General features: G+C 35.1%; 30 protein-coding genes. 9 read left to right on the top strand and 21 right to left on the bottom strand.

Annotated elements, in window-relative coordinates:
* The 17 genes from GGR42_RS01230 to GGR42_RS01150 form a co-directional block, all read right to left on the bottom strand.
* A complete protein-coding gene (locus GGR42_RS01230; RefSeq protein ID WP_167960047.1) occupies positions 1-417 on the bottom strand; it encodes a GNAT family N-acetyltransferase in 417 nt (138 codons plus the stop codon).
* On the bottom strand, positions 417-998 hold the full coding sequence (gene hisH / locus GGR42_RS01225; protein WP_167960045.1) for an imidazole glycerol phosphate synthase subunit HisH: 582 nt from the start codon (positions 996-998) through the stop codon (positions 417-419). The genes GGR42_RS01230 and hisH overlap by 1 nt, the downstream gene beginning before the upstream one ends.
* Positions 999-2,135: a bifunctional histidinol-phosphatase/imidazoleglycerol-phosphate dehydratase HisB gene (gene hisB / locus GGR42_RS01220; protein WP_167960043.1), complete on the bottom strand. Its 1,137-nt coding sequence runs from the start codon at positions 2,133-2,135 to the stop codon at positions 999-1,001.
* A complete protein-coding gene (gene hisC / locus GGR42_RS01215) occupies positions 2,128-3,183 on the bottom strand; it encodes a histidinol-phosphate transaminase (RefSeq protein WP_167960041.1) in 1,056 nt (351 codons plus the stop codon). The genes hisB and hisC overlap by 8 nt, the downstream gene beginning before the upstream one ends.
* Positions 3,173-4,462 carry a histidinol dehydrogenase gene (gene hisD / locus GGR42_RS01210; RefSeq protein ID WP_167960039.1) on the bottom strand — a complete coding sequence of 430 codons (1,290 nt, stop codon included), beginning with the start codon at positions 4,460-4,462 and terminating at the stop codon, positions 3,173-3,175. Before hisD ends, hisC begins: the two co-directional genes overlap by 11 nt.
* Positions 4,463-4,469: 7 nt before the next feature.
* Positions 4,470-4,907: a GNAT family N-acetyltransferase gene (locus GGR42_RS01205; protein ID WP_167960037.1), complete on the bottom strand. Its 438-nt coding sequence runs from the start codon at positions 4,905-4,907 to the stop codon at positions 4,470-4,472.
* A gap of 12 nt (positions 4,908-4,919) precedes the next feature.
* Entirely contained in the window at positions 4,920-5,777 is an 858-nt protein-coding gene (gene hisG / locus GGR42_RS01200; RefSeq protein WP_167960035.1) for an ATP phosphoribosyltransferase, read from the bottom strand.
* A gap of 246 nt (positions 5,778-6,023) precedes the next feature.
* A complete protein-coding gene (locus GGR42_RS01195) occupies positions 6,024-6,839 on the bottom strand; it encodes a prohibitin family protein (protein ID WP_167960033.1) in 816 nt (271 codons plus the stop codon).
* Positions 6,840-6,849: 10 nt separating this feature from the next.
* Positions 6,850-8,877 carry a vWA domain-containing protein gene (locus GGR42_RS01190; protein ID WP_167960031.1) on the bottom strand — a complete coding sequence of 676 codons (2,028 nt, stop codon included), beginning with the start codon at positions 8,875-8,877 and terminating at the stop codon, positions 6,850-6,852.
* Positions 8,878-8,908: 31 nt separating this feature from the next.
* Entirely contained in the window at positions 8,909-9,655 is a 747-nt protein-coding gene (gene fabG / locus GGR42_RS01185; RefSeq protein WP_167960029.1) for a 3-oxoacyl-[acyl-carrier-protein] reductase, read from the bottom strand.
* Between the two features lie 126 nt (positions 9,656-9,781).
* The gene (sucD, locus tag GGR42_RS01180) at positions 9,782-10,654 is read right to left on the bottom strand and encodes a succinate--CoA ligase subunit alpha (protein WP_167960027.1); all 873 of its coding nucleotides are present in this window, start codon (positions 10,652-10,654) and stop codon (positions 9,782-9,784) included.
* Between the two features lie 71 nt (positions 10,655-10,725).
* Positions 10,726-11,658, bottom strand: a complete 933-nt coding sequence (locus GGR42_RS01175; protein ID WP_167960025.1) for a UDP-3-O-(3-hydroxymyristoyl)glucosamine N-acyltransferase — start codon at positions 11,656-11,658, stop codon at positions 10,726-10,728.
* A gap of 13 nt (positions 11,659-11,671) precedes the next feature.
* Positions 11,672-12,238, bottom strand: a complete 567-nt coding sequence (efp, locus tag GGR42_RS01170; RefSeq protein WP_167960023.1) for an elongation factor P — start codon at positions 12,236-12,238, stop codon at positions 11,672-11,674.
* A 5-nt stretch (positions 12,239-12,243) separates the two neighbouring features.
* The gene (gene lpxA / locus GGR42_RS01165) at positions 12,244-13,029 is read right to left on the bottom strand and encodes an acyl-ACP--UDP-N-acetylglucosamine O-acyltransferase (RefSeq protein WP_167960021.1); all 786 of its coding nucleotides are present in this window, start codon (positions 13,027-13,029) and stop codon (positions 12,244-12,246) included.
* A 5-nt stretch (positions 13,030-13,034) separates the two neighbouring features.
* Positions 13,035-14,438: a bifunctional UDP-3-O-[3-hydroxymyristoyl] N-acetylglucosamine deacetylase/3-hydroxyacyl-ACP dehydratase gene (locus GGR42_RS01160; protein ID WP_167960019.1), complete on the bottom strand. Its 1,404-nt coding sequence runs from the start codon at positions 14,436-14,438 to the stop codon at positions 13,035-13,037.
* Complete coding sequence (gene lpxD, locus GGR42_RS01155) at positions 14,428-15,453, bottom strand: UDP-3-O-(3-hydroxymyristoyl)glucosamine N-acyltransferase (RefSeq protein WP_167960017.1); 1,026 nt, start codon at positions 15,451-15,453, stop codon at positions 14,428-14,430. The genes GGR42_RS01160 and lpxD overlap by 11 nt, the downstream gene beginning before the upstream one ends.
* A 45-nt stretch (positions 15,454-15,498) precedes the next feature.
* Positions 15,499-16,728: an HD domain-containing protein gene (locus GGR42_RS01150; RefSeq protein WP_167960015.1), complete on the bottom strand. Its 1,230-nt coding sequence runs from the start codon at positions 16,726-16,728 to the stop codon at positions 15,499-15,501.
* A 36-nt stretch (positions 16,729-16,764) separates the two neighbouring features.
* Between GGR42_RS01150 and porX the strand changes: the two genes are divergently transcribed.
* The 6 genes from porX to GGR42_RS01120 all read left to right on the top strand — a co-directional run bounded on the left by porX (position 16,765) and on the right by GGR42_RS01120 (position 21,342).
* A complete protein-coding gene (gene porX / locus GGR42_RS01145) occupies positions 16,765-18,309 on the top strand; it encodes a T9SS response regulator signal transducer PorX (protein ID WP_167960013.1) in 1,545 nt (514 codons plus the stop codon).
* A 5-nt stretch (positions 18,310-18,314) separates the two neighbouring features.
* Positions 18,315-18,728 carry a tRNA (adenosine(37)-N6)-threonylcarbamoyltransferase complex ATPase subunit type 1 TsaE gene (tsaE, locus tag GGR42_RS01140; RefSeq protein WP_167960011.1) on the top strand — a complete coding sequence of 138 codons (414 nt, stop codon included), beginning with the start codon at positions 18,315-18,317 and terminating at the stop codon, positions 18,726-18,728.
* 190 nt (positions 18,729-18,918) lie between these two features.
* Positions 18,919-19,074, top strand: a complete 156-nt coding sequence (locus GGR42_RS01135) for a hypothetical protein (protein WP_167960009.1) — start codon at positions 18,919-18,921, stop codon at positions 19,072-19,074.
* A gap of 93 nt (positions 19,075-19,167) precedes the next feature.
* The gene (locus GGR42_RS01130; RefSeq protein ID WP_167960007.1) at positions 19,168-19,695 is read left to right on the top strand and encodes a hypothetical protein; all 528 of its coding nucleotides are present in this window, start codon (positions 19,168-19,170) and stop codon (positions 19,693-19,695) included.
* 61 nt (positions 19,696-19,756) lie between these two features.
* Positions 19,757-20,956: an alanine dehydrogenase gene (locus GGR42_RS01125; protein WP_167960005.1), complete on the top strand. Its 1,200-nt coding sequence runs from the start codon at positions 19,757-19,759 to the stop codon at positions 20,954-20,956.
* 2 nt (positions 20,957-20,958) lie between these two features.
* Positions 20,959-21,342 (top strand): DUF4258 domain-containing protein, encoded by a 384-nt coding sequence (locus GGR42_RS01120; RefSeq protein ID WP_167960003.1) that lies wholly within the window; start codon positions 20,959-20,961, stop codon positions 21,340-21,342.
* A 1-nt stretch (position 21,343) separates the two neighbouring features.
* Here GGR42_RS01120 and GGR42_RS01115 read toward each other — a convergent pair whose 3' ends face one another.
* Positions 21,344-22,510, bottom strand: coding sequence for a proline dehydrogenase family protein (locus GGR42_RS01115; RefSeq protein ID WP_167960001.1), 1,167 nt, complete (start codon positions 22,508-22,510; stop codon positions 21,344-21,346).
* A gap of 93 nt (positions 22,511-22,603) precedes the next feature.
* Between GGR42_RS01115 and aroB the strand changes: the two genes are divergently transcribed.
* Positions 22,604-23,665, top strand: coding sequence for a 3-dehydroquinate synthase (aroB, locus tag GGR42_RS01110; protein WP_167959999.1), 1,062 nt, complete (start codon positions 22,604-22,606; stop codon positions 23,663-23,665).
* 96 nt (positions 23,666-23,761) lie between these two features.
* On the top strand, positions 23,762-24,094 hold the full coding sequence (locus tag GGR42_RS01105; RefSeq protein WP_167959997.1) for a hypothetical protein: 333 nt from the start codon (positions 23,762-23,764) through the stop codon (positions 24,092-24,094).
* A 4-nt stretch (positions 24,095-24,098) separates the two neighbouring features.
* On the opposite strand, the gene GGR42_RS01100 is transcribed toward GGR42_RS01105, so the two are convergent.
* From GGR42_RS01100 to GGR42_RS01090, 3 genes are all read right to left on the bottom strand, one after another.
* Positions 24,099-24,617, bottom strand: a complete 519-nt coding sequence (locus GGR42_RS01100) for a DinB family protein (protein ID WP_167959995.1) — start codon at positions 24,615-24,617, stop codon at positions 24,099-24,101.
* Between the two features lie 69 nt (positions 24,618-24,686).
* Positions 24,687-25,166, bottom strand: coding sequence for an Lrp/AsnC family transcriptional regulator (locus GGR42_RS01095; RefSeq protein ID WP_167959993.1), 480 nt, complete (start codon positions 25,164-25,166; stop codon positions 24,687-24,689).
* A gap of 111 nt (positions 25,167-25,277) precedes the next feature.
* Entirely contained in the window at positions 25,278-26,375 is a 1,098-nt protein-coding gene (locus GGR42_RS01090) for a M14 family metallopeptidase (protein ID WP_167959991.1), read from the bottom strand.
* Positions 26,376-26,469: 94 nt separating this feature from the next.
* On the opposite strand from GGR42_RS01090, the gene GGR42_RS01085 reads away from it, so the two are divergent.
* Positions 26,470-26,847 carry a DNA topoisomerase IV gene (locus GGR42_RS01085; RefSeq protein ID WP_167959989.1) on the top strand — a complete coding sequence of 126 codons (378 nt, stop codon included), beginning with the start codon at positions 26,470-26,472 and terminating at the stop codon, positions 26,845-26,847.
* Positions 26,848-26,849 lie beyond the last annotated feature (2 nt).

Below are 26,849 nucleotides of genomic sequence, written 5' to 3'. Positions count from 1 at the left end.
CTATATATTCTTTTTCATCATCCATATTTCAGGATTATCAATATTATCAAAACCAAATTGTTTATATAGATTTTGGGCATCCAATGTTTTTAAACCAATCCCTGATACTTCTTTCATTTCTGGAAGATTGACAATAAATTCTATCAATAATTTTCCAAGTCCTTTCCCTTGATACTGTTCATCAATAAAAACATCCATAAGCCAAGCCACAGTAACAAAATCCGTTGCGATACGTGCGAAACCAACTTGCGTGTTGTCATTATCATATACACCAAAGCACAAGGAATTTTCTATTGACAATTTTACCTTTTCCAAGGTTCTTCCCTTGGCCCAATATGATTGTTCTGATAGGTAATTATGGATGAAGTTAACATCCAATTTTGTCTTGTCCCTTGATATATAAAAATTACTTTGCATTATAATTCTAAAAAATTCTTCAATATCTGTTCCCCTACTTCACTGCTCTTTTCTGGATGAAACTGGGTTCCATAAAAATTATTTTTTTGCAATGCGGCAGAGTAGGTTATCCCATACTCCGTTTCTGCAATGGTTTCTTTGCACAAAGGAGCATAAAAACTATGTACCAAATAAATATATTCACCCTCAGAAATGTCCTTAAATAAGTCTGATTTTATGTTTGTAATTTGATTCCATCCTATCTGCGGTACTTTTACCTTATTGGAAAACCTAACCACATCAACATTAAAAATTCCAAGGCCTATGGTATTTCCTTCCTCCGTAGAGTTACACATTAACTGCATACCCAAGCAAATACCAAAAACAGGCTGTTTTAACAAGGGAACTAAGCTATCCAACCCTGACTCTTTAAGCTTTTTCATTGCTGAGCTTGCTTCCCCTACACCTGGAAAAATAACCTTGTCGGCATTCTTTATTTCATCAACGTCATTACTCAAAATAGCCTCGTACCCCAAACGCTGAATGGCAAATTTGATGCTTTGAATATTTCCTGCGCCATAATTTATAATAACTATCTTCATTTACAGCATTCCTTTTGTACTGGGTAAAACCATCTTTTCCACATCTCTTTTAACCGACATTTTTATTGCCTTTGCAAAGGCTTTAAAGATTGCCTCTATTTTATGGTGCTCGTTGGTGCCCTCCACTTTTACATTTAAATTGGCCTTTGCCCCATCTGTAAAAGATTTAAAGAAATGATAGAACATTTCTGTAGGCATGTCTCCTACTTTTTCTCTTTTGAAATCAGCATTCCAAACCAACCAATTTCTTCCACCAAAATCAATAGCCACCTGTGCCAAACAATCGTCCATGGGCAGACAAAATCCATAACGTTCTATTCCCAATTTGTTGCCCAAAGCTTTATTAAAAACTTCTCCTAAAGCAATGGCGGTATCTTCTATGGTATGATGCTCATCTACTTCTAAATCTCCATTTACTTTTATATCTATATCCATTTGACCATGACGTGCCAGTTGGTCCAGCATGTGGTCAAAAAAGGCTAATCCTGTTTCTATTTTACCTTTTCCCGTTCCATCAAGATTTAACTCTATTTGAATATCTGTTTCATTGGTTTTTCTATGAATAGAAGCCTTTCTTTTTTCTAATCTTAAGAACTCATATATTTTCCCCCAATCATTGCTCTCAAGGGCAATAAATTCATTTAACTCCTCATGCTTTATAGTTATTTCACCCGTCCCTAAATTGGTTTCATCATTAATGTAAATACCCTTGGAGCCCAGGTTTTTTGCAAGTTCCATATCTGTAAGGCGGTCACCTATTACAAAGGAATTGGCCAAATCATATTCTTCTGAGAAATACTCGGTTAAAAGGCCTGTTCCTGGTTTTCTTGTGTTTGCATTTTCGTGAGGAAAGGTTCTGTCCAGAAATACGTTATCAAAAACAACCCCTTCATTCTCAAATGATTTTAGAATAAAGTTGTGCACCGGCCAAAAGGTGTCTTCGGGAAAAATATCTGTTCCCAATCCATCTTGATTGGTAATCATAACCAGTTCATAATCCAATTCCCTGGCAATTTTACCTAAAAAAGTAAATGCTTTGGGATAGAAAACTATTTTCTCGAATGCATCTATTTGTTCATCGGCAGTTTCTTTAATGATGGTGCCGTCTCTATCTATAAAAAGGACTCTTCTAGCCATTTCCTATTTCTTTTAAAACTTTAATTAATTTCTCATTCTCTTTTTCTGTTCCAACTGTTAACCGCAAAGTATTTTCGCACAAGGGTTGAGTTGTTCTATTTCTAGAAACAATTCCATTTTCTAACAACTGATTGTATCTTCTATTGGCATCATCGACCTTAATTAGAACAAAATTCGCATCAGTTTTGTAAACCTTTTCAACAAATTGTATTCCCTCTAAAGTTGCAACTAACTCATCACGGTTTTTTAGTATTTCTGATATCTCAATTTGTACGCTCTCTGTATCCAAAACTCTCTCCATTGCCTTACGTTGTGTAAGTTCATTTACATTATACGGAGGCTTAATCTTGTTTAGAATTGAAATGATATCTTCTGATGCAAAGCATAATCCCAAACGAATACCGGCCATTCCATATGCTTTTGATAAGGTTTGGGTTATGATTAAGTTTGGATAATTTATTAATCGGCCAATCCAACTTTCTTCGCTTGAAAAGTCAATATATGCTTCATCTATAACAACTACTCCGTTGAACTTCTCCAATAATGTTTCTATCAATTGATTTGAAAAACTATTACCAGTAGGATTATTGGGAGAACACAAGAAAATAATTTTACTGTTTTCATCAATCGCTTTTAAAATTTCGTCGACATTGGGTTCAAAATCATTGGTCAATAAAACTTCTCTGTTTTCAATGACATTTATATTGGAAAGCACTTTATACATTCCATATGTAGGAGGCAAAGTAATGATGTTATCCTCTTTGGGTTCACAGAATGCCCTGAAAATTAAATCCAGAACTTCATCACTTCCATTACCTAATAAAATGGTTTCAACACCTACACCCCTCTGCTTTGCCAAAACCGATTTTAAACTTCTTTGATGTGGATCTGGATAACGATTTACACCATTTTCATATGGATTCTCATTGGCATCCAGAAATATCATTTTAGAACCATCAGAAACATATTCATCTCTTGCAGAGGAATACGGACTTAGAGATTTTACGTTTTCTCTTACTACACTTTGTATGTTAAAACTATTCCTCATTTAAACTCTTTAATCGTAATATAACCGCATTTTTGTGTGCTTGTAAACCTTCGGCTTCCGCCATTATTTCAATGGTTTTTCCAATATTTTGAATCCCTTTTTTAGAAATTTTCTGAAACGTAATACTCTTCATAAAACTGTCTAAATTCACTCCACTATATTGTTTTGCGTACCCATTGGTTGGTAAGGTATGGTTGGTCCCAGAAGCATAATCACCTGCACTTTCAGGAGTGTAATTACCAATAAAAACAGATCCTGCATTTTCAATTTGATTCAAGTAAAAATCTTCATCGGCAACACACAAAATATAGTGTTCCGGACCATATTCATTGATTATATCCACTGCATCCCGCTTGCTTTCAACGTATATAAGTTTACTGTTTGCTATGGCCTTTTTAGCTATTTCTTTTCTTGGTAGACCATTTATTTGCTTTGTTATTTCGCTTTCTACCAATTGAATCATTTTTTTAGAAGTTGAAATCATGATAACCTGACTATCCACTCCATGTTCTGCCTGACTCAATAAGTCCGAGGCAACAAAAGCTGCATTAGCCGTATTGTCCGCCATGACCAACAACTCTGAAGGCCCAGCAGGCATATCTATTGCTACTCCATGCTTGGTTGCAATTTGTTTGGCCACCGTAACAAACTGATTCCCTGGACCAAATATTTTATAAACAGCAGGGATGGTTTCTGTACCAAAGGTCATTCCTGCAATAGCCTGTATACCTCCCACTTTATAAATGTTTTTAATTCCACATAGATTAGCAGTATATAGAATTGCAGGATGTACCTCTCCTTGCTTATCTGGAGGAGAACATAATATCACTTCTTTACAGCCAGCTATTATAGCAGGCACTGCTAACATTAGTATAGTTGAAAATAAGGGTGCTGTACCACCTGGTATATATAATCCAACTTTTTGAATAGGCCTTTTTTCTTGCCAGCAAAGAACACCTTCAGCAGTTTCCACTTCAACAATGTTTGTTTTCTGTGCTTTATGGAATACTTCAATATTTTTCTTTGCCTTTTTAATAGCGTCTTTTAAATCATTTGAAACTAAATCAACAGCATTTTGTATCTCTTTTTCTGTAACTATGAAAGAACCAAGAGCAACACCATCGAACTTCTGGGTGTATTTTTTAAGAATACTGTCCCCACCTGCTTTAACTTCCTCAAAAATAGAATTGACAGTTGCTTCAATATCGGCTACTGTTTGTGTAGGTCTTTGTAATAAAACCTTCCATTCGCTTCTTTTGGGTTCGTATATTGTATTCATGTTAAGTTTACTCAAATTTTTTAATCAAATGATATCCTACTGGTTCGTATCCTTGTCTCTCCCAAAAACGTTTGCCCTTTTCATTCTTAACATAACAATTGACCTCCGTAGCATCACAACCTATTTCCTTGGCATATTTAAAAAGCCAGTCCATCATTAGTTGTCCAATACCTTTACTTCTGTATTCAGGCATTACAAACACATTATCTGGCTCAACATGTTTGCCTGCATATAATTTATTTAGAACCCAAATTCCACAAATACCAATTAACTTATCCTTGTCATAAACTCCAATACACTCATAGCCCTCCATGGCAAGTATATTTTTAAGTCGCTCTGTAAGAACATTCATAGGTATCTTTCCGCCATTAAGTAATACTACCAATGGTAAAATACTCTCCATTTGATTATGGGGAATCAGTTCAACTCTAAAATTGCTTTCCATAACAATTCATTTTTACAACACCATTTTCTCAATAGGACAAACTAAAATACCTTCTGCTCCTGCTAATTTTAGAGCATCTATTACATCCCAAAAAGTATGCTTGTCTATTACGGTATGAACTGAGCTCCAACCCTTTTCTGCCAATGGTAGTACCGTAGGACTACGCATTCCTGGCAAAATGTTGATTATTTTATCCAATTTGTCATTTGGGGCATTTAACAGCACATACTTGGATTGCCTTGCTTTTAATACCGACTGTATTCTAAACTGCAATTTTGTTAAAATTTCTTTACCCTTTTCAGATATTTTAGGCGATACAGCAAGAACTGCTTCACTTGTAAGCATTACTTCCACTTCTTTTAGGTTATTTTTAAAGAGTGTACTACCACTGGAAACAATATCACATATTCCATCCGCCAAGCCAATATTTGGAGCAATTTCAACAGAGCCACTAATTATATGCAATTCGGCATTCACGCCCTTTTCTGCCAAGTAGTTCTTAACTGTATTGGGATATGAAGTGGCAATACGTTTTCCTTCAAAATCTTGAACAGAACTATAATCTACATTCTTGGGAACAGCAAGTGACACTTTACATTTTGAAAACCCCAATTTTTCCGCTACAATAATATCCTCTCCTTTTTCCACAAGTACATTTTCACCAATTATGGCAATGTCCACAACACCATCCCTAAGATATTGAGGTATGTCCCCATTCCTAAGAAAAAACACCTCTAAAGGGAAGTTTCTTGACTCTGCTTTAAGTTGGTCCTTACCGTTGTCTATGGATATTCCACAATTTTTTAATAGCAGCAAGGAGTCTTCATTAAGTCTACCAGCTTTTTGAATAGCAATTCTAATTTTTGTCATTTTGATATTTATTTAGTTCGGCGACCAAACATGCTTTAAAAAAATAAAACCCGTTTGATTGCTCAAACGGGTTCGATATATTTTGATTAACACAATACATCCTTACCTCGCTTGATAGCAAGTGTAAAAATGATGATGTGTAGAATTATTTCTCATTATGATGATAAAATTAAAATTAATTTCCAATTTTAAAAAATTAAAAGAAAAAATATTTCAATTTGTATTCTTAAAGTTAAAATTTTAATCTTAGTTATTTCCAAGAATTAACGGCAATCCAGAATCTCCGCTTCCCACAATGACCACTTTAGAATTGGGTGATTCTGATAGTTTTAATGTAGCATCTATTCCTTTATCCTGTAGTATCTTATCTGTCAAGGATGCGCTCAATATTTTATTGGCATCAGCTTTACCTTGTGCTTCAATTCTAACTTTTTCAGCTTCTTTGGAGGCGGTAACCAAACGGAACTCATATTCCAGTGATTCCTGTTCCTGTCTAAGCTTGCGCTCAATTGCCTCCTTAATTGTATTTGGCAAGGTTACATCCCTAACCAGCACCTCATTTAATTGAACAAATTGCTTATCCAAAATCTTTTTTGTTTCTGCAAATATTTCATCTTGAATGGCATCCCTTTTACTACTATATAATTGCTCGGGGGTATACCTACCCACTACACTTCTTGCTGCACTGCGTATGGCCGGTTGTATTACTCTTGCCAAATAATTCTCGCCAAGGGATTGGTGCAAGTTTCCTAAATCATCATATACAGGTTCGTACCAGGCAGATGCATCAATCTGGATTTCTAGTCCGTTGGATGATAATACCTTCATTTTCTCAAAAAGTTCTTGCTGTCTTACTTCATAAACAAAGACCTTGTTCCAAGGTGCTACAATATGAAAACCTTCCCCTAAAGGCGGCTTATCCGTAACCACACCGTCCCCAAAGGTTTTGTATAATACACCAGCTTCACCAGAACCAATGGTAACCGCTGATTTTGATATTAAAACAATCAATATAATTGCTATAAAAATTACAGGTAATGCAATTTTAGGTAATTTGTCCATTTTCTATTATTTAAGTTAATCCGTTATATTTTCTAATAAACCATTCAGCAGCCAATGCTAGAATGATAATTCCCAACAGAAATCTGAAATCTATCAAAGATACTATATTTTGCTTGCTTTTTTGGACAGGGGTGTACTGTTTGTCCTGCAGCAAATTTTCAGTAAGACTATTGACCTGGTTAGGATAATATAGTATTCCACCTGTATTTTCGGCCAACCTTTTTAATTTTTTGTAATTGCTGGATAAAAACTGCTGTTCCACATCGAAACTAACTATTTCAAAATGGCCAGATTTTGAAATATTTTCATTTAGAACCGTTATTGTGAAGTCATACTTGCCAGGTTCCAAATTGCTTAAATCCGATTCATAATGATTTCCTTTAAGTAGCATGGGAACGTCAGTTGAAATATCATTATTTCTCAAATTTAAAACCAAAGATGCATTTGGGTCAAATACTAGTATTTCATCAAAATAACTGGCTGTTATTTTTGCATCTTCAGAACCTGAGTAAATAGTTTCATAATCAATATTGAGTCTGTCCTTGGAATTTCCAGCTGCAAGATATAGAACAATTTTCCCAATGAAATCATCAAATTTTTTGAAACTACGGTCATTTCTATAGACTTGCATGCGCCATTTCCATATATTTTCACCAAATAAGAAAGCTTCTTTTTGAGCTGTGCCCGGAATTACTGCCATTAAAGGTTCATTGAAATCTACTCCCTTTATTTGTTGGCCCAATAAAGTTTCATATGGTTTATTAATAAACAGCTCTCCAAGTTCAGATTCTAAAGGAGGAAACCCTTGTATGCTAAAATCTGAAATATTGAAAATGGAAAAACCTGGATTTAGGATGGGGGAAATATCTTCAATAACCCCGTTATCATTCTTATTAACACTATTTTGAGCTTTATTTAGAAAATTCCAATCCGTTTTTGGACCGGTAATCGTCAAATTGTTTATTCCTCTCTGTTCTATGAAGTCGTAAACTTTTTGAAAACTAGTATTGGGTTGGTATAAAAAAATTAAATCTGCATCCTCTAAATTTGAAATATCTTCGGTTGGTTTTCGGATTTGAACCGAGCGCTGCTCATTACTTTCTATAGCTTTCTTTAAAACACCAATATCAGGATGCACCAAATTTGAGATAATTATAACTTCTGTTTTTTCGTCAATGACCTCTAATGCCACATTCTTACTATTGTTCTGTATATTTTTTTCATTTAATATTGGGGCAAGTGAAATAAGTACCCTCTTAAAGCCAACAGTGTTGGCATCCAGTAGTGCATTAATTTTTTTGGAGTTTTCCTTTGGAGATAATTCTATATTTTCAGAATATACATTTTTTCCATTTATCTCAAGGGTTACTTTTGATGATATATTCCTTGTTCCATCATAGGTGACATAGGCTTCTAGAGGGTATTTGTTTTTTAAAAAAGCATAGTTGTTTACATTGACTTGACCAATTCTTAAATCTTCATATGTAGTAGTATCCCCCACTACAATTGGATAAAGGGGGAAGTCTTGGGTTTGTCCATAAAATTCATAATCCTCGCCAATGGTTTGATTCCCATCCGTAATGAGAACAATGGCTGTGTTGCCTTTATCGTAAACTTCATTTAAGCTTTTTAAAGCATTGGATATATTAGTGTTCCTATCTTGAAACATGATACTGTCATTGGTGTTCAAAAAACTTCCAAAAGTATATTTCGCTATATTGAACTTGTCGGCAACACTACTATTCCCATCTAATTCGTTTAAAATGGAAAGAGCATCATCTTTTTCCAGAAACGCACTCATAGAGGATGAGTTGTCTACTAAAAATAATAAATTTGCCTTCTCTAATGAGTATTCATTTTTTGAAAACTTTGGATTTATCAGGAGCAGTAAGCTTCCAAAAATGACCATAAAACGCAAAAAAGAAAGAATAACTTTAAGTTTTCCTCTCTTTTTAGATTTGTAATAGTATTGAAACCAAGCAATTACTAACGCAACTATAGCAGATAAAATAATCAATAACAGCGTTTTGGTCTGCATTTATAATGCTTTAGAATTAATTGTTTTGGGTTTATGTCAGCATTCCTCCATCAACATTCAATACTTGTCCAGTAATATACCCCGACAGATCCGATGCCAAAAACAGGCATGCATTGGCAACATCTTCAGGAGTACCTCCACGTTTCAAAGGAATTCCATCTCTCCATCCTTGAACCACCTTTTCATCAAGCTTGTCCGTCATTTCAGTTTCAATAAATCCGGGAGCAATTGCATTGCAACGAATGTTTCTTGATCCCAGCTCCAAGGCAACCGATTTGGTAAATCCTATCATTCCCGCTTTTGAAGCCGCATAATTGGTTTGACCGGCATTTCCTTTAACACCTACAACGCTACTCATATTTATGATAGAACCTTTTCGTTGTTTTAAAAATGTACGTTGTACAGCCTTGGTCATATTAAAAACAGACTTCAAATTGATTTCGATCACAGAATCAAAATCATCTTCTCCCATTCTCATTAGGAGATTGTCCTTTGTTATACCAGCGTTGTTTATTAAAACATCTATACCTCCAAAATCTTCCAATACCTGTGCTACCAACTTTTCTGATTCCTCAAAACTGGCCGCGTTACTTTTATATGCTTTGGCTTTTACTCCCTTTGCAGTAAGCTCTTTTTCCAATTCCAATGCTGGAGCTTCGCTAGAACTATATGTAAAAGCCACATTGGCACCATTATCAGCAAATACCTCAGCAATTCCTCTTCCTATTCCCCTACTGGCTCCTGTTATAATTACATTCTTTCCTTCCAAAAACTTCATATTGTATTTAGTTTGTTTCGTTATTTCAAATATAGTCTATGTTTAAGATAATGACGAAAAAATCCCGAATGAGTCGGGATTTTTAACCCAAAGACATTTCTTTGGCCATTACTATTATTTAGGTAATTATGCCATTACCTCTTTAACCTTTAATCCTATCTCTGCAGGAGAATCTACTACATGAATTCCGCATTCTCTCATTATTCTTTTCTTAGCCTGGGCTGTATCATCACTTCCTCCAACAATTGCACCAGCATGCCCCATAGTTCTACCTGCAGGAGCTGTTTCACCAGCGATAAAACCTACAATTGGTTTTGTGCTACCGCTTTCTTTGTACCATTGTGCAGCATCGGCCTCCAATTGACCACCAATCTCACCAATCATAACCACACAATGAGTTTCTTCATCATTGATCAATAATTCAACAGCTTCTTTAGTTGTAGTACCAATAATTGGGTCCCCTCCAATACCAATGGCAGTAGTAATCCCCATTCCTTGTCGCACCACTTGATCAGAAGCTTCATAGGTCAATGTTCCGGATTTAGAAACAATACCTACATTTCCTTTTTTGAAAACAAAACCAGGCATAATTCCAACTTTTGCTTCTCCAGGGGTTATCACTCCCGGACAGTTAGGGCCTACCAAACGGCAATCTTTATCTTTTATATAATCGTTTGCTTTCACCATATCGGCAACAGGAATACCCTCGGTAATTGTAATAATTACTTTGATTCCTGCATTGGCAGCTTCCATAATGGCATCCGCAGCAAAAGCTGGGGGAACAAAAATTATAGTAGTATCTGCCCCTGCCTTTTCAACAGCTTCTTCTACCGTATTAAATACTGGTTTTCCCAAGTGTTCTTGACCTCCTTTACCGGGAGTTACACCTCCAACGATGTTGGTGCCATATTCGATCATTTGCTCGGAGTGAAATGTTCCTTCACTACCCGTAAAGCCTTGTACTATTATTTTGGAATCTTTATTTACTAGAACACTCATTGTTTATTGGTTTTTTAAGCAGTGCAAAAATATAGGTTTACAAATGAATTTTAAAGTATTCGTTTGCTTATTTAATTTTCTAATTTTTTAATTATGTTAGGAATTTTTTTAACATTGGCCAATTGTTTCAATTTTTCTCTCGCTTCCTCTGCTGGGCTCCCAAAATAACTTTTACCTCCTTCAAGGGATTTGGCAATACCTGTTTGGGCAAGAACAACTGCTTTTTTTCCAATGGTAATACCGCTTGTAACCCCAACTTGGCCCCAAAGGGTAACTTCGTCCTCTACTATAACACAGCCGGCTATTCCTGTTTGGGAAGCAATTAAACACTTTTTCCCAATTACCGTATCATGACCAACTTGAACTTGGTTGTCCAACTTAGAACCCTCTTTTATAGTTGTATCACCAGTAACTCCACGATCTATTGTACACAAAGCCCCAATATCAACATAATCTTGAACAACAACTCTTCCCCCAGATATTAACTTATCAAATCCGTTTGGTCTATTCTTATAATAAAAAGCATCTGCTCCAAGAACAGTGCCTGCATGTATGGTTACATTATTGCCAATCACACAATTATCATAAATAGAGACATTTGAATGTATAATACAGTCATCGCCAATTTCTACATTATTTCCAATGAATACATTTGGCTGAATTACCGTATTCTTTCCAATTTTTGAGGAAGATGATATAGATTCATTAGAACTTTTAAAGGGATTAAAAACCTGTGTAAGTTTATTAAAATCTCGAAAAGGGTCATCAGAAATCAATAAAGCCTTTCCCTCGGGACACACAACCTGTTTATTTATCAAAACTACAGTAGCCTTTGATTCTAGGGCCTTAGAATAATATTTAGGATGGTCCACAAAAACAATGTCTCCAGGTTCCACAACATGAATCTCATTCATTCCCAACACTGGAAAATCATCAGAACCAACATAATCGGAAGCTATAAGGGTAGCAATTTGTTTAAGGGTTTGGCGAGTTGGGAATTTCATCTATTTATAAAAATTATTCTTTTACTCTTTCCATATAGACTCCCTTCTCCGTATCAACCTTAATTTTATCTCCCTCATTTATGAACAAAGGAACATTTACTTCAGCTCCTGTTTCAACAGTCGCTGGTTTGGTAGCATTGGTAGCAGTATTTCCTTTTACTCCCGGTTCTGTATACGTAACTTCCAAAACAACACTTGCTGGCATATCTACAGACAAGGGCATACTATCCTCAGTATTAAAAAGAATGGTTACAACCTCTCCTTCTTTTAATAGCCCAGGTGCATCCAAAGAACTTTCTTGCAGGGTAATTTGATTGTAATCATCGGTATTCATAAAATGATAAGTCTCACCTTCTGCATATAAATATTGATAAGAACGCGTCTCCACACGAACATCATCAATTTTATGACCTGCAGAGAATGTATTGTCAATTACTTTTCCAGAAGTAACACTTTTAAGCTTAGTTCTAACAAAAGCGGGACCTTTTCCTGGCTTTACATGTAAAAACTCTATTATTTTATAAATGTCATGATTGTATTTAATACAAAGACCTTTTCTAATATCTGATGTTGATGCCATATACTTTAATTTGTGCTAAAATAACCTTTCATAATTCCTCGTTGGGAATCTCTAATAAATTGTAAAATTTCGTCTCGCTCTGGAGTAGCTTCCATTTCTGCCTCAATAATCTGAACAGCTTGGGAATTGTTGTAATTCTTTTGATACAATATTCTATATATATTCTGAATTTCTCTTATTTTTTCTGATATAAAACCTCTTCTCCTTAGGCCAACAGAATTTATCCCAACATAGGACATAGGTTCCCTTGCCCCTTTTACATAAGGAGGAACATCTTTACGTACCAAAGAGCCCCCTGTTACAAATGCATGATTGCCAATGGAGACGAATTGATGCACAGCAACCAATCCTGCCAAGATAACATTATCACCAATGGTAACATGGCCTGCCAGCGTGGAATTATTGGAGAAAATACAGTTATCCCCTATAAAACAATCGTGTGCTATATGGCAATATGCCATAATTAAACAATTTTTTCCAATTATCGTTTTCATTCTATCCGCAGTACCTTTATTTATGGTAGCACATTCACGAATAGTGGTATTGTCTCCAATAATAACGGTTGTTTCTTCCCCTTCATATTTAAGATCCTGTGGTGGAGCGGAAATTACGGCTCCAGGAAAAATATTACAGTTTTTTCCAATTCTTGCACCTTCCATTATGGTGACGTTGGAACCTATCCAGGTTCCCTGCCCTATGGTAACATTATTATGTATAGTGGTAAAAGGCTCTACTACTACGTTTTTAGCAATTTTTGCTCCGGGATGAATATATGCCAGTGGCTGATTCATAACTATTATTTTACTTTAATTATTTGGGCCATAATTTCTGCCTCTGAAACAAGTTTGTCATTTGCAAATGCCCTTGCATGCATTTGACAAAGACCCCGTCTTATAGGCGACATTAAATCCAATTTAAATATAAGTGTATCCCCAGGGACAACTTGTTGTTTGTAACGAACTTTATCAATTTTAAGCAAATACGTTAAATAGTTTTCTGGATCAGGTACTGTGTTCAATACCAATATTCCACCTGTTTGGGCCATAGCCTCTAGTTGCAGAACCCCCGGCATTACAGGAGCTCCCGGAAAATGACCAACAAAAAATGGCTCGTTCATAGTAACATTCTTTAAACCAACAACATGGGTTTCCGAAAGTTCAAGAATTTTATCTACCAGTAAAAATGGAGGTCTATGCGGTAACTTTTCCATAATCTGGACCACGTCCATCAATGGAGGTTGTTTTATATCATAGGAAGGAACGTTGTTCCTCTTTTCCAGCTTAATGATTTTAGAAAGTTTTTTTGCAAATTGAGTGTTTACAAAATGCCCTGGTTTATTAGCAATTACTTTACCTTGAATCCTTGTTCCCGCCAATGCCAAATCACCAATTACATCTAATAATTTGTGCCTTGCTGCTTCGTTGGGTTGGTGCAGTGTTAAATTATCCAAAATTCCATTTGGTTTTACAGAGAGCTTTTCTTTATTAAAAACTTTTTCAAGTTTTTTCATTGTGGCTTCAGATATTTCTTTGTCCACATAAACAATAGCATTATTTAAATCGCCTCCTTTAATAAGACCATGTTCCAAAAGTGTTTCCAGTTCATGTAAAAAACTAAAAGTACGGGCATCTGCAATTTCTGTCTTAAAATCAGACAACTTTTCCAATGTAGCATTTTGTGTGCCCAACACTTTGGTTCCAAAGTCAACCATAGTGGTAACTTGGTATGTATCAGAAGGAATTACAGTGATTTCACTGCCAGTTTCCTCATCCTTATAGGACAGTACTTCCTTAACTACATATACTTCCCTTTCAGCATCTTGCTCAACAATACCGGCCTTCTCCAACGCTTCAACAAAGAACTTTGAAGAACCATCCATAATGGGAGGTTCAGATTCATCCAATTCTATTATAACATTGTCTATTTCCAATCCTACCAAGGCCGCAAGCACATGTTCGGACGTTTGAATCTTTACTCCTCTTTTTTCAAGATTAGTACCCCTTTGTGTATTTACTACATAATTTGCATCCGCCTCGATAATAGGCTCTCCATCCAAATCCACTCTTTTAAAAGCATATCCATGGTTCTCTGGAGCTGGGACAATTTTCATGGTCACATTTTTGCCAGTGTGCAGCCCTACGCCTGTAAGGCTTATTTCTTTGGCAATCGTTTGCTGTTTTTGGGTCGTCTTAATTATCATTTATCTTCTTTTCCAGTTGGTTTACCTTTTTAATGGTTTGGGGAAGGTTTTTAAAATGCACGTAGGATTTATTATAATCGCCATAATTTAATGCTGGAGACCCCTGAAGGATTTCATCATCTTTTACATTTCTTCCTATCCCAGATTGCGCTTGGATTTTTACACGGTCACCTATTACAATATGGCCCACAATACCCACTTGGCCACCAATCATGCAATTTTTTCCAATTTTAGTGGATCCAGCCACACCCGTCTGAGCCGCAATTACAGTATTTTCACCAATTTCAACATTATGTGCAATCTGTATTTGATTATCCAATTTAGCTCCTTTTCTTAATATTGTAGAACCCATTGTGGCCCTATCTATAGTTGTACCTGCGCCAACATCTACGTTGTCTTCTAGAATTACATTTCCTGTTTGTGGTATTTTGGTGTACTCACCATTTGAATTTGGAGCAAAACCAAAACCATCTGCACCAATAATGGCCCCACTATGAATAACACAATTATTACCAATTACCGTTTCTGAGTATATTTTAGCTCCAGCAAAAACTACCACATTATCACCCAGGGTGACCTTATCACCTATATATACGTTTGGATATATTTTTACGTTTTTGCCCAATACCACATCATTCCCAATATATGCAAACGCGCCTATATAATGGCCTTCACCATAGACAGCGGTTTCAGAAATAAATACAGGTGTTTCAATTCCGTCTTTATAGTTCTTAACCTGATCATAATACTCAAGCAATTTAGAAAAGGATTGATAAGCATCATCCACTTTTATCAATGTTGTATTAAGGTTGTGCTCTGGCACAAAATCTTTACTAACAATGGTGATGGATGCCTCTGTAGTGTATATATATGGAGTATATTTTGGATTAGAAAGAAAAGTTAAGGAACCAGCTTCTCCCTCTTCTATTCTAGCTAGTTTGTCAACGGATATTTCCGGGTTTCCTTCTACTTCTCCCTCTAAGATACCCGCAATCTGGCTAGCAGTGAATTTCAATTCTTATGTTTTTATCGTGATGGAACACAAAAGTAAGAAAAATTGTCAAACAGATTCTTTGGGATAGCACATATAATATTTTGTAACTGTATTTGATAAGGCTTTTAAGTTTAAGTGGTCGGATGCCTTGGCAACATCTATTAATTTTTTATTGGGCTTTAAAATATTTATGTTCTGTTTCTCTTGGTCATAGGCCCTGTTTTTTATTTCTCCCTTAAACACAAAGTAGGAGGTATCTTCATCACTTAAATTATGTCGCTTTTTTATGGTTTTAAAACGTTCATCGAACTTAGGTCTATTTAGAGGCTTATTTTTTAATTTTATTTCCAATAATTTCCGGTCAATTAGCATTCTACACAACTTAGAAAGCACAAAATCGGGATGGCTTTGCCATGATTTAATAGCGCTTAGAATATCCACATCATCCAATTGCGCAAATTTTTGAAGTACGTTGTCATCAAAATTTTGCTGGGATATCTTGTTGTTTAAAAAGTAGTATAAAGCCTCACTACATTGAATGGTATTTTCTTTTTCCATTAATTCCTTAACCCTATCAAAAATTTTTGACAACAGCTGCTCGGCTACCAATGAAGTTTTGTGCAAATAAACTTGCCAATACATAAAACGGCGTGCCATTAAGAATTTTTCCACCGAATAAATTCCTTTTTCTTCTACAACCAGTTCCCCATTATGAACATTTAGCATGGTAATTAGACGTTCTGAATTAATATTGCCTTCGGCAACCCCAGTATAGAAGCTATCTCGCTTTAAATAATCCAATCTATCCATGTCCAGTTGACTGGAGACTAACTGATTTAGAAACTTTTTTGGATAGATTCCTTTGAATATCTCTAGAGCAAGGGTTAAACTTCCGTTAAACTTCATATTAAGTTTTTCCATAAAATGGAGAGAAATTTCCTCATGTGCAATTCCAGAAACTATGCTATGTTCCATGGCATGGGAAAAGGGTCCATGGCCAATATCGTGCAAAAGAATGGCAACCAACAACCCATCTTCTTCCTCGGTTGTAATTTCAACATCCTTCAAACGAAGTACTTGCACCGCTTTTTCCATGAGGTGCATACTTCCCAATGCATGGTGAAAACGTGTGTGATGAGCACCTGGATAGACCAAATAGGACATTCCCATTTGCGAAATTCTACGAAGACGTTGAAAATAAGGTTCTTCAATAAGGCTGTAAACTAAAGCGTTGGGTATTCTAATAAATCCGTAAATTGGATCGTTGAAAAATTTAAGTTTGTTTGATTCTATCAAAACAGGTTTCTTTTACAGAACAAATATAAGTACTATATGAGCAAGATCACAATACTTTGGGTAGATGATGAAATAGAATACATGAAGCCCCACATCCTTTTTTTGGAAGGAAAAAATTACCAAGTGACTACGTGTAAAAGTGGACAGGAGGCCTTGGAAGAAATAGCTCAGAATAGATTTGATATTGTTTTTTTGGATGAAAATATGCCTGGAATATCTGGGCTTGAAACCCTTACTGAAATTAAAACTATAGATACCACGCTCCCAGTTGTAATGATTACAAAAAGTGAGGAAGAATATATTATGGAAGAGGCCATTGGCTCCAAAATAGCCGACTACCTTATTAAGCCGGTAAACCCAAACCAAATATTGTTGTCCCTTAAAAAGAACCTGGATAATTCCAGATTGGTGTCAGAGAAAACCACTTCCAATTATCAGCAGGAATTTAGGAAAATTGCTATGGATTTATCTATGGTAAATACCTACGAAGAATGGGCAGAACTCTATAAAAAACTTATTTATTGGGAATTACAACTGGAAGAAATAGAGGACTCCAGTATGTTCGAAATATTGGAATCGCAAAAAGTAGAGGCCAATAATCATTTTGGAAAATTTGTGGACAACAATTATAGGGATTGGTTTAATTCTGACGATGGCCCCGTAATGTCCCACACACTTTTCAAGGAATGGATTTATCCAGAAATAAAGAACAATAAAACATTATTGGTGGTCATAGATAATTTAAGATATGACCAATGGTTTGCTTTTGAAGAAGGCTTAAATGCATATTATAAAAAGAGTAAGGAAAAACCCTACTATAGTATTTTGCCCACAGCAACCCAATACGCCAGGAATGCCATTTTTTCTGGATTGACTCCCCTTGACATGGAAAAAAAGTATCCAGAATGGTGGAAAAATGATACGGATGAAGGGGGTAAAAATCTTTTTGAAGACAAGTTTTTGGGAGAACAGATCAAACGCCTTGGACTGGATTTTAAATGGGAGTACCATAAAATAAGCAGTCTTAAACAAGGTAAAAACCTATCACAGAATTTTAAGTCACAAAAAGACAACGATTTAACAGTAATTGTTTACAATTTTGTGGATATGCTCTCGCATTCCAGAACCGAAATGGAGGTCATAAAAGAGTTGGCGTCCAATGATAAGGCCTACAGGTCCTTAACGCTTAGTTGGTTTAAGAACTCTCCTTTATTGGAAATTATTCAGCAAGCGCAGGCTATGGGACTAAAATTAATTATCACAACAGATCATGGCACTATTAATGTAAAGCAGCCTTCCAAAGTAGTGGGTGATAAAGAAACCAGCCTTAATCTACGTTATAAAACGGGACGTAGCTTAAGTTATAATGACAAAGATGTTTTAGCTTCCAAAAATCCAAAAGAAATACATTTGCCAAGCATTAATATGAGTAGTTCCTATATTTTTGCCAAGAACGACCTATTCTTTGCCTACCCAAATAATTACAACCATTATGTGGGTTATTATAGAAATACGTACCAGCATGGGGGTGTATCGTTAGAAGAAATGATTATTCCCTTTATAGTTTTAGATCCAAGATAATTTAAATGCAGATTACTTACACAGAGGGCCAGCTACAAGAAGTTGTAAAACAAATAATCATAAAGGCTAAGTCCAAAACCATATGCTTTTATGGTGAAATGGGGGCCGGCAAAACCACTTTGATAAAAGAATTCATAAAAGAATTGGGAAGTATGGACAATCCCAATAGCCCCACTTATGGAATTGTAAATGAGTATAATGGTAAGACAGGTGATTTATTGGCCTATCATTTTGATTTTTATAGATTAAATAATGAAACGGAAGCCCTTGATTTAGGTTTGGAAGATTATTTAAGTGCTGATGCTTGGATATTGATTGAGTGGCCAGAGATGGTAAAATCCTTACTCCCAAACGATAAAACAGAGGTTTACATAGAAATTCTAAGTCCCAATACCCGAAAACTAACTATTTTAGATTAAATTCAAATTAAAGATTCATCGTAATACCGTTGGTTTTATTGTATATTTTTCGATGAAATGTAAAAAAATCGATTAAATGCTTTTTTTTTACGTTAAAGTGTTTATTTTTACAGGTGAAATGCAAATAGAAAAAAGTTTTTTAACTATATTTGTAATGAAAATGAATCAAATCTTTAAACTAAAAACCCTCATGATGATGAACACGAAAAGAATTTTATTTGGATTAATGACATGCGCAGTTCTTTCTTTAACAGCAGTTTCTTGTACTCCTAATACTGCAGATGATAATACCTATGAGCAAGGTGTTGACAAAAGTAAAGTGAGAAAAAGTAACAAAAATAACTAATCAACTTTAGTTTCTTATAAAATATTTTGAAAGGGCAATCAATAAATTGCCCTTTTTTTCGTTTCTCTAGTTGAAATGAATTTCAATGTGAGTATGAAACGAAGAATTACTGATCAAGGTAGTAGAGCAAGGAAGAAAATAATCATAGATTCATTTATAGTATTCTTTATTATTATTTCCCCTTTTGTTTTCAAGATGCATGAATATGTTTCTGAGGATCCCAATGCTACTTTGAAAATTTTATGGTTTACCTTAGACCGTAATGGTTTTTTGGATCTTAGTACTTATGTATGGTTTTTGTTAGGTAAATTAGTTCCTTTTTATTTGTTCATAATTTGGTTTTTCACATGTAAACATTGGTGGTATCACATTATTTTGATTCCTATTACAATGTATGCTTTTCAAATCTTTGAGGTAGTATACTCGGAGGATTTATTTGTTGATACAGAAAATGTTTTGTGGTTATTGCCGGTATGTATGGTAATTATACCCTTTGTTTACTTTATTAGGGTAAAACTTTATGATAAATATGTTCATGGTATAGATTTGGATGCCATGGATGCAGAACTCAAAGAACTTAAAGAAAGAGAGCGTTTAAGAGAAGAAGGCTTAGATGATTAAAAAAATCGTAATTTTGACTATATTGATTTCTGTTAATTTATAGAAGTCATAGATTACGTATATGAATCAACCCACTTCACCGTTTAGCAAGCAACAATTACTCCCACAAGAGGAAACCCTAGAAGTTTTAAAACAAAAAGGAGAACTATTTATTGGTATTCCAAAGGAAAACCAATACCAGGAAAAAAGAATCTGTCTAACCCCAGATGCCATTAATGCCATTACGGCACATGGGCATAGAGTGTTGATAGAATCTGGTGCTGGTGAAGGTGCAGATTACACGGATATTGATTATACCAATGCGGGTGCCGAAATAACTAAGGATAGAAAAAAAGTTTTTTCTTGCCCCCTACTTTTAAAGGTTGAGCCTCCTACCCTTTCGGAAATTCAATTGATCAACCCACAGACTACTGTGATTTCTGCATTACAAATTAAAACGCAGTCCAAAGGATATTTTGAGGAATTGGCAAAAAAAAGGATTACGGCCATTGCTTTTGAATACATTAGGGATGAGGAGGGTAAATATCCTGCCGTACGTTCCTTAAGTGAAATTGCCGGTATTTCTTCTGTTTTGATTGCCTCAGAAATTATGGCCACTACTAATAATGGAAATGGCCTAATGTTTGGAAATATCAGTGGAGTTCCTCCTGTTGAAGTGGTCATTATTGGCGCTGGAACTGTAGGGGAATTTGCAGCACGTTCGGCAATTGGTCTGGGAGCCAACGTTAAAGTCTTTGACAATTCCATCACCAAATTGCGAAACATACAAACTAATTTAAAGCAGACGGTTTATACTTCCACTATTCAACCTAAAAATTTACTAAAAGCATTAAAACGTTGTGATGTTGCCATTGGTGCAACACGAGGAAAAGACCGATCGCCTGTCGTGGTATCCAGTACCATGGTGGAACATATGAAAAAAGGTGCCGTTGTTATTGATGTGAGTATTGATATGGGAGGTTGTTTTGAAACCAGTGAAGTTACAACCCATGCAAAACCCACAATTATTAAATCGGGCGTTGTCCATTATGGAGTTCCTAATATTCCATCTAGATACCCTAAAACGTCTTCTATTTCCATCAGTAATATTTTTACACCCTATTTGTTGAAAATTGGGGAAGATGGTGGACTGGAAAATTCCTTACGCTTTGATAAAGGTCTAAGAAACGGTTTATATATGTATCACGGCATTCTTACCAATAAATCTGTAGGAGAATGGTTTGACCTTTCTTATAGTGATATCAACTTTCTTATTTTTTAAAAATGGCATTGTTAAAAAGAATTGGATTTTACCTCGTGGGACTATCTATAGGAATTGTTTTCTTAACACTTTTCTTAAAGAAAAAATCTGAAGAAACTGGAGTTGAGTTCTGTTATTTTCCTAATTGTAGGGTATTAAAGGATATGCGTTCCAAACCGTTGTTCTACTCAGATGAAATTAATAAAATGCTCCAAGAAAAGAAATTGGATTCCTTGGAAATAGCCAACTTCTTCACCAATGGGGATATTGACTTTGGGAAAAGCAACACAAAAACCAATCCCTGCAAAAGCTATTTAATAGAGGGAGAAGTTAATGGGAAAGATGCTTTCTTAAAGGTTGACAATTGTACGGCTAAATTGTTGGTGAAGAGCTTGGAATATAACTAAACTAAATCTTCCTTCTTAAACGCTCCTTTTTTAATAATTCCAATTCCCTGTTAGTCTGGCCAGCTACGGATGTATTTTCTTCGGCCCTTCTAATTAAATAGGGCATTACATCCTTTACAGGCCCAAAAGGCAAATATTTAGCAACATTGTATCCCTTGCTTGCCAGATTAAAAGAGATATGGTCGCTCATACCAAATAACTGTCCAAACCACACCCTTTCATCATTGTTGTCAATGCTTTTGGATTCCATTAGTTCCATTAATTTGTATGAACTCTCTTCATTATGTGTACCGGCAAAAATTGAAATAACATCCAAATGTTCCACTATATATGAAATTACATTATTAAAATTATCATCTGTAGCCTTTTTGGTTGCACAAATAGGGTTGGGGTATTTCATTTCTTCTGCCCTTTTCTTTTCCTTTTCCATATAGGCCCCACGTACTACTTTCATGCCTATTTTAAAATTGTTTTTAACGGCCTTTTCCCGTAAACTCTCTAAATAGTCCATTCTATCCCATCTGTACATCTGCAAGGTGTTAAAAACAATTGCCTTTTTTTTGTTGTATTTCTGCATCATTATTTCAATCAATTGGTCTGCCGCATCCTGCATCCAACTCTCTTCTCCGTCTACCAAAAGGCACACATCCATGTCATAGGCCTTTTTACATACTACATCAAACCTATGGACAACTCTTTGCCATTCATCCTCTTCTATACTGGTAAGTTCCTTATTTGCGCTTACTTTTTCAAAAAGTTTAAATCTTCCAAAACCCGTGGGCTTAAAAACAGCAAAAGGTATGGCATCTTTCTCCTTAACAAAATTTAGAATATGCAGGATTTTGTTTAATGCTAAATCAAATTGGGCTTCTTCTTCCTTTCCCTCAACAGAATAATCCAGGACCGAGCACACTCCTTTTTCATACACTTTATCTATAAGAGGCAAACAATCTTCCTCATTTACCCCACCACAGAAATGATCAAAAACTGTAGCTCGTATTAATCCCTCAACAGGTAGATGGGCCTTTATTGCAAAATTAGTGGCAATAGTTCCAATTTTCACCAAGGGTTCATTGGCTATCATTTTAAATAAAAAATATGCACGTTCCAATTCAGAATCGGTCTTTAGGGCAAAAGCTGTTTTTGTATTTTCAAAAATTTCTCGCATTTATTTAAAATTGTTAGGAATCAAATATAATTACAGAAATAGTATTCTTATCAATAAAAATAACCTTTATTTTGTAGGCTTAATCTTTAGAAAATGGATTCTATTACCTCTTCCTCCTATGCCGTTCATTTTAATGCAGTAGCTTATTCTATGCTTAATGAGCATTTGGAAAATGCAAATTATTCCAAAGTTTTCATTTTAGTTGACGAAAACACCCATGAGTACTGTCTCCCAAAATTTATGTCCAACATTTCGGTTGCATGTGAGTTTGAAATCATAGAGATTGAAGCTGGTGAAATTCATAAAAACATTGAAACCTGCTCCCAAGTATGGGAAGTCCTGTCCGAACTGGATGCCGATAGAAAAAGCCTAATGATAAATCTAGGAGGTGGGGTAATTACCGATCTTGGGGGGTTTGTGGCATCTACCTTTAAAAGAGGAATAGATTTCATTAATGTGCCCACTACCCTATTGTCCATGGTAGACGCATCCGTAGGTGGAAAGACAGGAGTGGACCTTGGCCCTTTAAAAAATCAAGTAGGAGTCATTAACCAGCCCATAATGGTGTTAGTGGTTTCTAACTTCTTGGAAACTTTGGAAGAAAGACAATTACAAAGTGGTTTTGCAGAAATGTTGAAACACGGATTATTAAAGAGTATGGAGTATTGGGAACAGTTAAAAAATGTTACGTCCTATACCGATTTGGATGCATTAATTTATGAATCTGTAGTAATGAAAAACGAGGTTGTACTCCAAGACCCAACGGAGCAGAGCTTGAGAAAAATATTGAATTATGGACACACACTGGGCCATGCCATAGAATCTTATTTTCTGGAAAGTGATGAGCATGAACTATTGTTACACGGAGAAGCTATTGCAATTGGAATGATATTGGAAGCTTTTTTATCTTACAAACTTACCAACCTTAGTGAGAAAGAATTGGTTGATATAAAAAAGGAGTTCTCATCCAGATACAAGAAAGTTGACTTCTCATCCGAAGACATTAAAAGTATTCTTGAACTATTGAAGTTCGATAAGAAAAATAGCCATGGAAACATCAATTTTGTATTGCTTACAGCCATAGGAGAAACTGCAATTGATGTTCAAGTTCCCCATGAATTGTTCAAAGAATCATTTGAATACTATCAAGAATAAGTTCTACATATACTAAAATACTTGTTTTACAACTCTTTACGCTACTAAAGAGAAATAATTTATAGTTTAGAAAGGATTAACAAAACCAACTAAATTATGATGCGAGTATTAATTGATTACAAAAAGCTAAACCATGAGATTGGGGCTTTATTGATAGACACCTATCCACATGGATATGGTGATGATGACATTATTGCTTTTAAAAATTCTAAAGGCGAAATAGTAGAGGCTGTTGAATTAAAAACTAAAGATGTTCTTTATCTTGTTAAAATAAGTAAAAGCCTTTCTAACTTCATTGCGAACTTTGATGATGCAATTGAAAAAGAATTAGAGGTAAAACCAACCACTGAGGAAACTGAAAGCTCTTTATCCGATGATTCTGTTCTTGAAATTAACCTAGAACGGGAACTGGATGAGGAAATGGATTAAAAAGTTATAAATATCTTTCGTTTAGTATTGTAAGATGGTGCTTTTGGTGGCCCGAGATGGCGAAGCCTAGACCTGCTACACTCCATGTAAGGTTACTAGCTGTTCCAGAAAATCGTAATTGCTCTTCTGTAAAATGCTTAAACAGGGCAATACTAGAATCCCGAACAGCGGTATATTCATCTTTTAAATCCTCTATACTCCTTTCATTAGCGTTGGACCCAAGAACATAATCATCTTGCTCAAACCCTGCTAATGGTGTTGTATCTCCCCTTCCAAAACGCAATGCCCTATAAAGAAATATACGCTCTGTATCAATAATATGAAGGAGTACTTCTGCAATGGTCCATTTCCCTACATCATAATTATGCAAAAATTTGTCTGCGGGCAACGTATCCATAAATTGAATTAAATCATCCTTCCCCTTATTAAATTCATCAAGTAAATCAGACTCTTTATTTAATGTGCCTAAATATGTGCCATAAAAAGCTTCGAATTCATAGGGTTGTAATTCTGATAGTTTCATAGTACGAATAAAAAAATCCTATACACAGAAAGGCATAGGATTTAATTGAATTTATTTTAAAATAATATGCTATAGTTCATTAAATATTGTGTGCATCAAACGCTTTTTGTCATTAATGCTTTCTTCCAAAGAAATCATGGTCTCCGTTCTACTTATGCCATCAATGTCGTCAATTTTGAAAATAATGTTCTTTGCATGTGTTGTATCCCTTGCCCTAATTTTACAAAAGATATTAAACTTACCTGTTGTTATATGCGCAACGGTAACATATGGTATTTGATTTAATCTTTCCAGTACAAATTTGGTCTGATGTGTTTTTTCCAAGTATATACCAACGTAAGCAATAAAAGCATATCCCAATTTAATATAATCCAATGTTAATGAGGAACCTTTTATAATATCTGCTTCTTCCATCTTTTTTACCCTGACATGTACGGTTCCAGCAGATATCAATAATTTTTTAGCTATATCAGTAAATGGTGTTCTGGTATTGTCAATTAACATGTCCAGAATTTGGTGGTCAATTTCGTCTAGTTTTACTTTGCTCATATTTTAATGATATTTTAAGCGAAAATAACACATTGAAAAATTAAATTCAACAAATCTTGTTTTTTTTTACAAAAAGTGCAATAGAACGAGGAATAGGTTGAATAAAACGAATTATTTCAAAATCTGCATCAATACGGATTCCTTTTTTAGTTCCTTAAGATCAGTTTCTTTGGAACAATCATAAACGCTATGCCCATAATAATTGGCTAATTCTCCCATTTCGGCAATATATGGTTCAAAACATACTGTATTGTCTTTTAAAACTTCTTTATACAATATTCCAATTCTGGCGTTACCTTCAAATTTAACGTCAATTAAATGCGGGTTTGCTATTAATACATCAAAAAACAGTTTTCCATTTTCAGGAATTTCAAAGTAATCTTTATCGGAATAGCCGTCATAATTTTTTAGGCCAATAGCATGTGTTCCAGATACCAAAGCATAAAATATGTACTCTCTGGTAAATTCTCGCCCATAGTCATTGTGGTAATGCCCAGCTTCAAATAAAATAGTGGGGGTATTCAACATTTGGAAGGTATCACCCACACAATTTGCATTAAAAGAATCATCATATCTACCCACTTGATGAGGAATATGCTTCTGTAAAGCATTGTTCATAGTGGCTATTATCTGCATGCTTCTTATCCTACTCGGGGTAATACTTCGTTCTTCATCTTGGGAAGGTGTTAGAAAAGAAATTGTAGCGGGTTTGGGGGATTTACCAACATTAAAAATGGTACGTTGTCCATGCAAATTATAGCAAAAATGAGGTTGAATTTCATTATATAGGTTCCTTAATACAAGACTTTCTGGTTGGGTAAGGTTTTGTGCATCCCTATTTAAGTCTACCAAATTTGCATTTACGCGAGTATATGCCTCTGCCCCATCAGGATTTAAAATAGGAACAATGGTCAAACTACAACTGGCCTTTATGGTTAGTGCGATTTCATGATCTGTATCCAAGAAGTTTAGAAAATCCAAAAGAGCACGGGTAGTAGTGGATTCATTGCCGTGCATTTGGGACCACATTAAGATGTTAATATCTCCATTACCATACTCAATAGAATAAATGGGATTGTTTTTAACCGACTCTCCAATTTGTTTTACAATGAAATTTGAAGATAAGTTATCTAAGAAAGGGGCAATCTTGTGGTGCGTAATATACCGCCCAGTAACCGATTCTTCTTTTATGGCATTATAATCCAACATATTTACAGCCTTTGTTTAAAGACAAAAATAACTGCTAAATATTTTATAATGCCATAAGATGTATAATTTAAAAGTTATTGCCTTATTTTGTTACATGACAGTTATAAGAACAAGCTTACTTTTTATTCTCTTACTATTAGCCTCATGTTACGAACCCCAAAGGGAATGTAAAGATTTTAAAACGGGCACTTTTACATTTACATCAGAAATCAATGGAGAGGAACAAACCACGACTTTTGTGAGAACCAATGAAATTGAAATTGATTATTTTAATGGCAAGGCAGATACATCCTCTGTAAGGTGGATCAATGATTGTGAATACATTGTAAAGAAACTGAATCCAAAGTACATGGCTGAGGAAAAATCAATACACATGAAAATATTGTCCACAACCAAAAATTCTTATATTTTTGAGTACAACATTGTGGGAGACCCAAAAAAATCTAAAGGAACAGTCATTAAAACTAACTAACC

Source organism: Saonia flava, assembly GCF_011927795.1.
In the GTDB taxonomy this organism is placed as follows: domain Bacteria; phylum Bacteroidota; class Bacteroidia; order Flavobacteriales; family Flavobacteriaceae; genus Saonia; species Saonia flava.
The sequence above is the reverse complement of the archived record's forward strand: the minus strand, read 5'-3'. Positions and strand labels throughout refer to the sequence as shown.

What these genes read in the sequence shown, in the direction of transcription:
- GGR42_RS01230 (WP_167960047.1), bottom strand. Translation starts at nt 417, where the DNA reads ATGCAAAGTAATTTTTATATATCAAGGGACAAGACAAAATTGGATGTT.
- hisH (WP_167960045.1), bottom strand. Translation starts at nt 998, where the DNA reads ATGAAGATAGTTATTATAAATTATGGCGCAGGAAATATTCAAAGCATC.
- hisB (WP_167960043.1), bottom strand. Translation starts at nt 2,135, where the DNA reads ATGGCTAGAAGAGTCCTTTTTATAGATAGAGACGGCACCATCATTAAA.
- hisC (WP_167960041.1), bottom strand. Translation starts at nt 3,183, where the DNA reads ATGAGGAATAGTTTTAACATACAAAGTGTAGTAAGAGAAAACGTAAAA.
- hisD (WP_167960039.1), bottom strand. Translation starts at nt 4,462, where the DNA reads ATGAATACAATATACGAACCCAAAAGAAGCGAATGGAAGGTTTTATTA.
- GGR42_RS01205 (WP_167960037.1), bottom strand. Translation starts at nt 4,907, where the DNA reads ATGGAAAGCAATTTTAGAGTTGAACTGATTCCCCATAATCAAATGGAG.
- hisG (WP_167960035.1), bottom strand. Translation starts at nt 5,777, where the DNA reads ATGACAAAAATTAGAATTGCTATTCAAAAAGCTGGTAGACTTAATGAA.
- GGR42_RS01195 (WP_167960033.1), bottom strand. Translation starts at nt 6,839, where the DNA reads ATGGACAAATTACCTAAAATTGCATTACCTGTAATTTTTATAGCAATT.
- GGR42_RS01190 (WP_167960031.1), bottom strand. Translation starts at nt 8,877, where the DNA reads ATGCAGACCAAAACGCTGTTATTGATTATTTTATCTGCTATAGTTGCG.
- fabG (WP_167960029.1), bottom strand. Translation starts at nt 9,655, where the DNA reads ATGAAGTTTTTGGAAGGAAAGAATGTAATTATAACAGGAGCCAGTAGG.
- sucD (WP_167960027.1), bottom strand. Translation starts at nt 10,654, where the DNA reads ATGAGTGTTCTAGTAAATAAAGATTCCAAAATAATAGTACAAGGCTTT.
- GGR42_RS01175 (WP_167960025.1), bottom strand. Translation starts at nt 11,658, where the DNA reads ATGAAATTCCCAACTCGCCAAACCCTTAAACAAATTGCTACCCTTATA.
- efp (WP_167960023.1), bottom strand. Translation starts at nt 12,238, where the DNA reads ATGGCATCAACATCAGATATTAGAAAAGGTCTTTGTATTAAATACAAT.
- lpxA (WP_167960021.1), bottom strand. Translation starts at nt 13,029, where the DNA reads ATGAATCAGCCACTGGCATATATTCATCCCGGAGCAAAAATTGCTAAA.
- GGR42_RS01160 (WP_167960019.1), bottom strand. Translation starts at nt 14,438, where the DNA reads ATGATAATTAAGACGACCCAAAAACAGCAAACGATTGCCAAAGAAATA.
- porX (WP_167960013.1), top strand. Translation starts at nt 16,765, where the DNA reads ATGAGCAAGATCACAATACTTTGGGTAGATGATGAAATAGAATACATG.
- tsaE (WP_167960011.1), top strand. Translation starts at nt 18,315, where the DNA reads ATGCAGATTACTTACACAGAGGGCCAGCTACAAGAAGTTGTAAAACAA.
- GGR42_RS01135 (WP_167960009.1), top strand. Translation starts at nt 18,919, where the DNA reads ATGATGATGAACACGAAAAGAATTTTATTTGGATTAATGACATGCGCA.
- GGR42_RS01130 (WP_167960007.1), top strand. Translation starts at nt 19,168, where the DNA reads ATGAAACGAAGAATTACTGATCAAGGTAGTAGAGCAAGGAAGAAAATA.
- GGR42_RS01125 (WP_167960005.1), top strand. Translation starts at nt 19,757, where the DNA reads ATGAATCAACCCACTTCACCGTTTAGCAAGCAACAATTACTCCCACAA.
- GGR42_RS01120 (WP_167960003.1), top strand. Translation starts at nt 20,959, where the DNA reads ATGGCATTGTTAAAAAGAATTGGATTTTACCTCGTGGGACTATCTATA.
- GGR42_RS01115 (WP_167960001.1), bottom strand. Translation starts at nt 22,510, where the DNA reads ATGCGAGAAATTTTTGAAAATACAAAAACAGCTTTTGCCCTAAAGACC.
- aroB (WP_167959999.1), top strand. Translation starts at nt 22,604, where the DNA reads ATGGATTCTATTACCTCTTCCTCCTATGCCGTTCATTTTAATGCAGTA.
- GGR42_RS01105 (WP_167959997.1), top strand. Translation starts at nt 23,762, where the DNA reads ATGATGCGAGTATTAATTGATTACAAAAAGCTAAACCATGAGATTGGG.
- GGR42_RS01100 (WP_167959995.1), bottom strand. Translation starts at nt 24,617, where the DNA reads ATGAAACTATCAGAATTACAACCCTATGAATTCGAAGCTTTTTATGGC.
- GGR42_RS01095 (WP_167959993.1), bottom strand. Translation starts at nt 25,166, where the DNA reads ATGAGCAAAGTAAAACTAGACGAAATTGACCACCAAATTCTGGACATG.
- GGR42_RS01090 (WP_167959991.1), bottom strand. Translation starts at nt 26,375, where the DNA reads ATGTTGGATTATAATGCCATAAAAGAAGAATCGGTTACTGGGCGGTAT.
- GGR42_RS01085 (WP_167959989.1), top strand. Translation starts at nt 26,470, where the DNA reads ATGACAGTTATAAGAACAAGCTTACTTTTTATTCTCTTACTATTAGCC.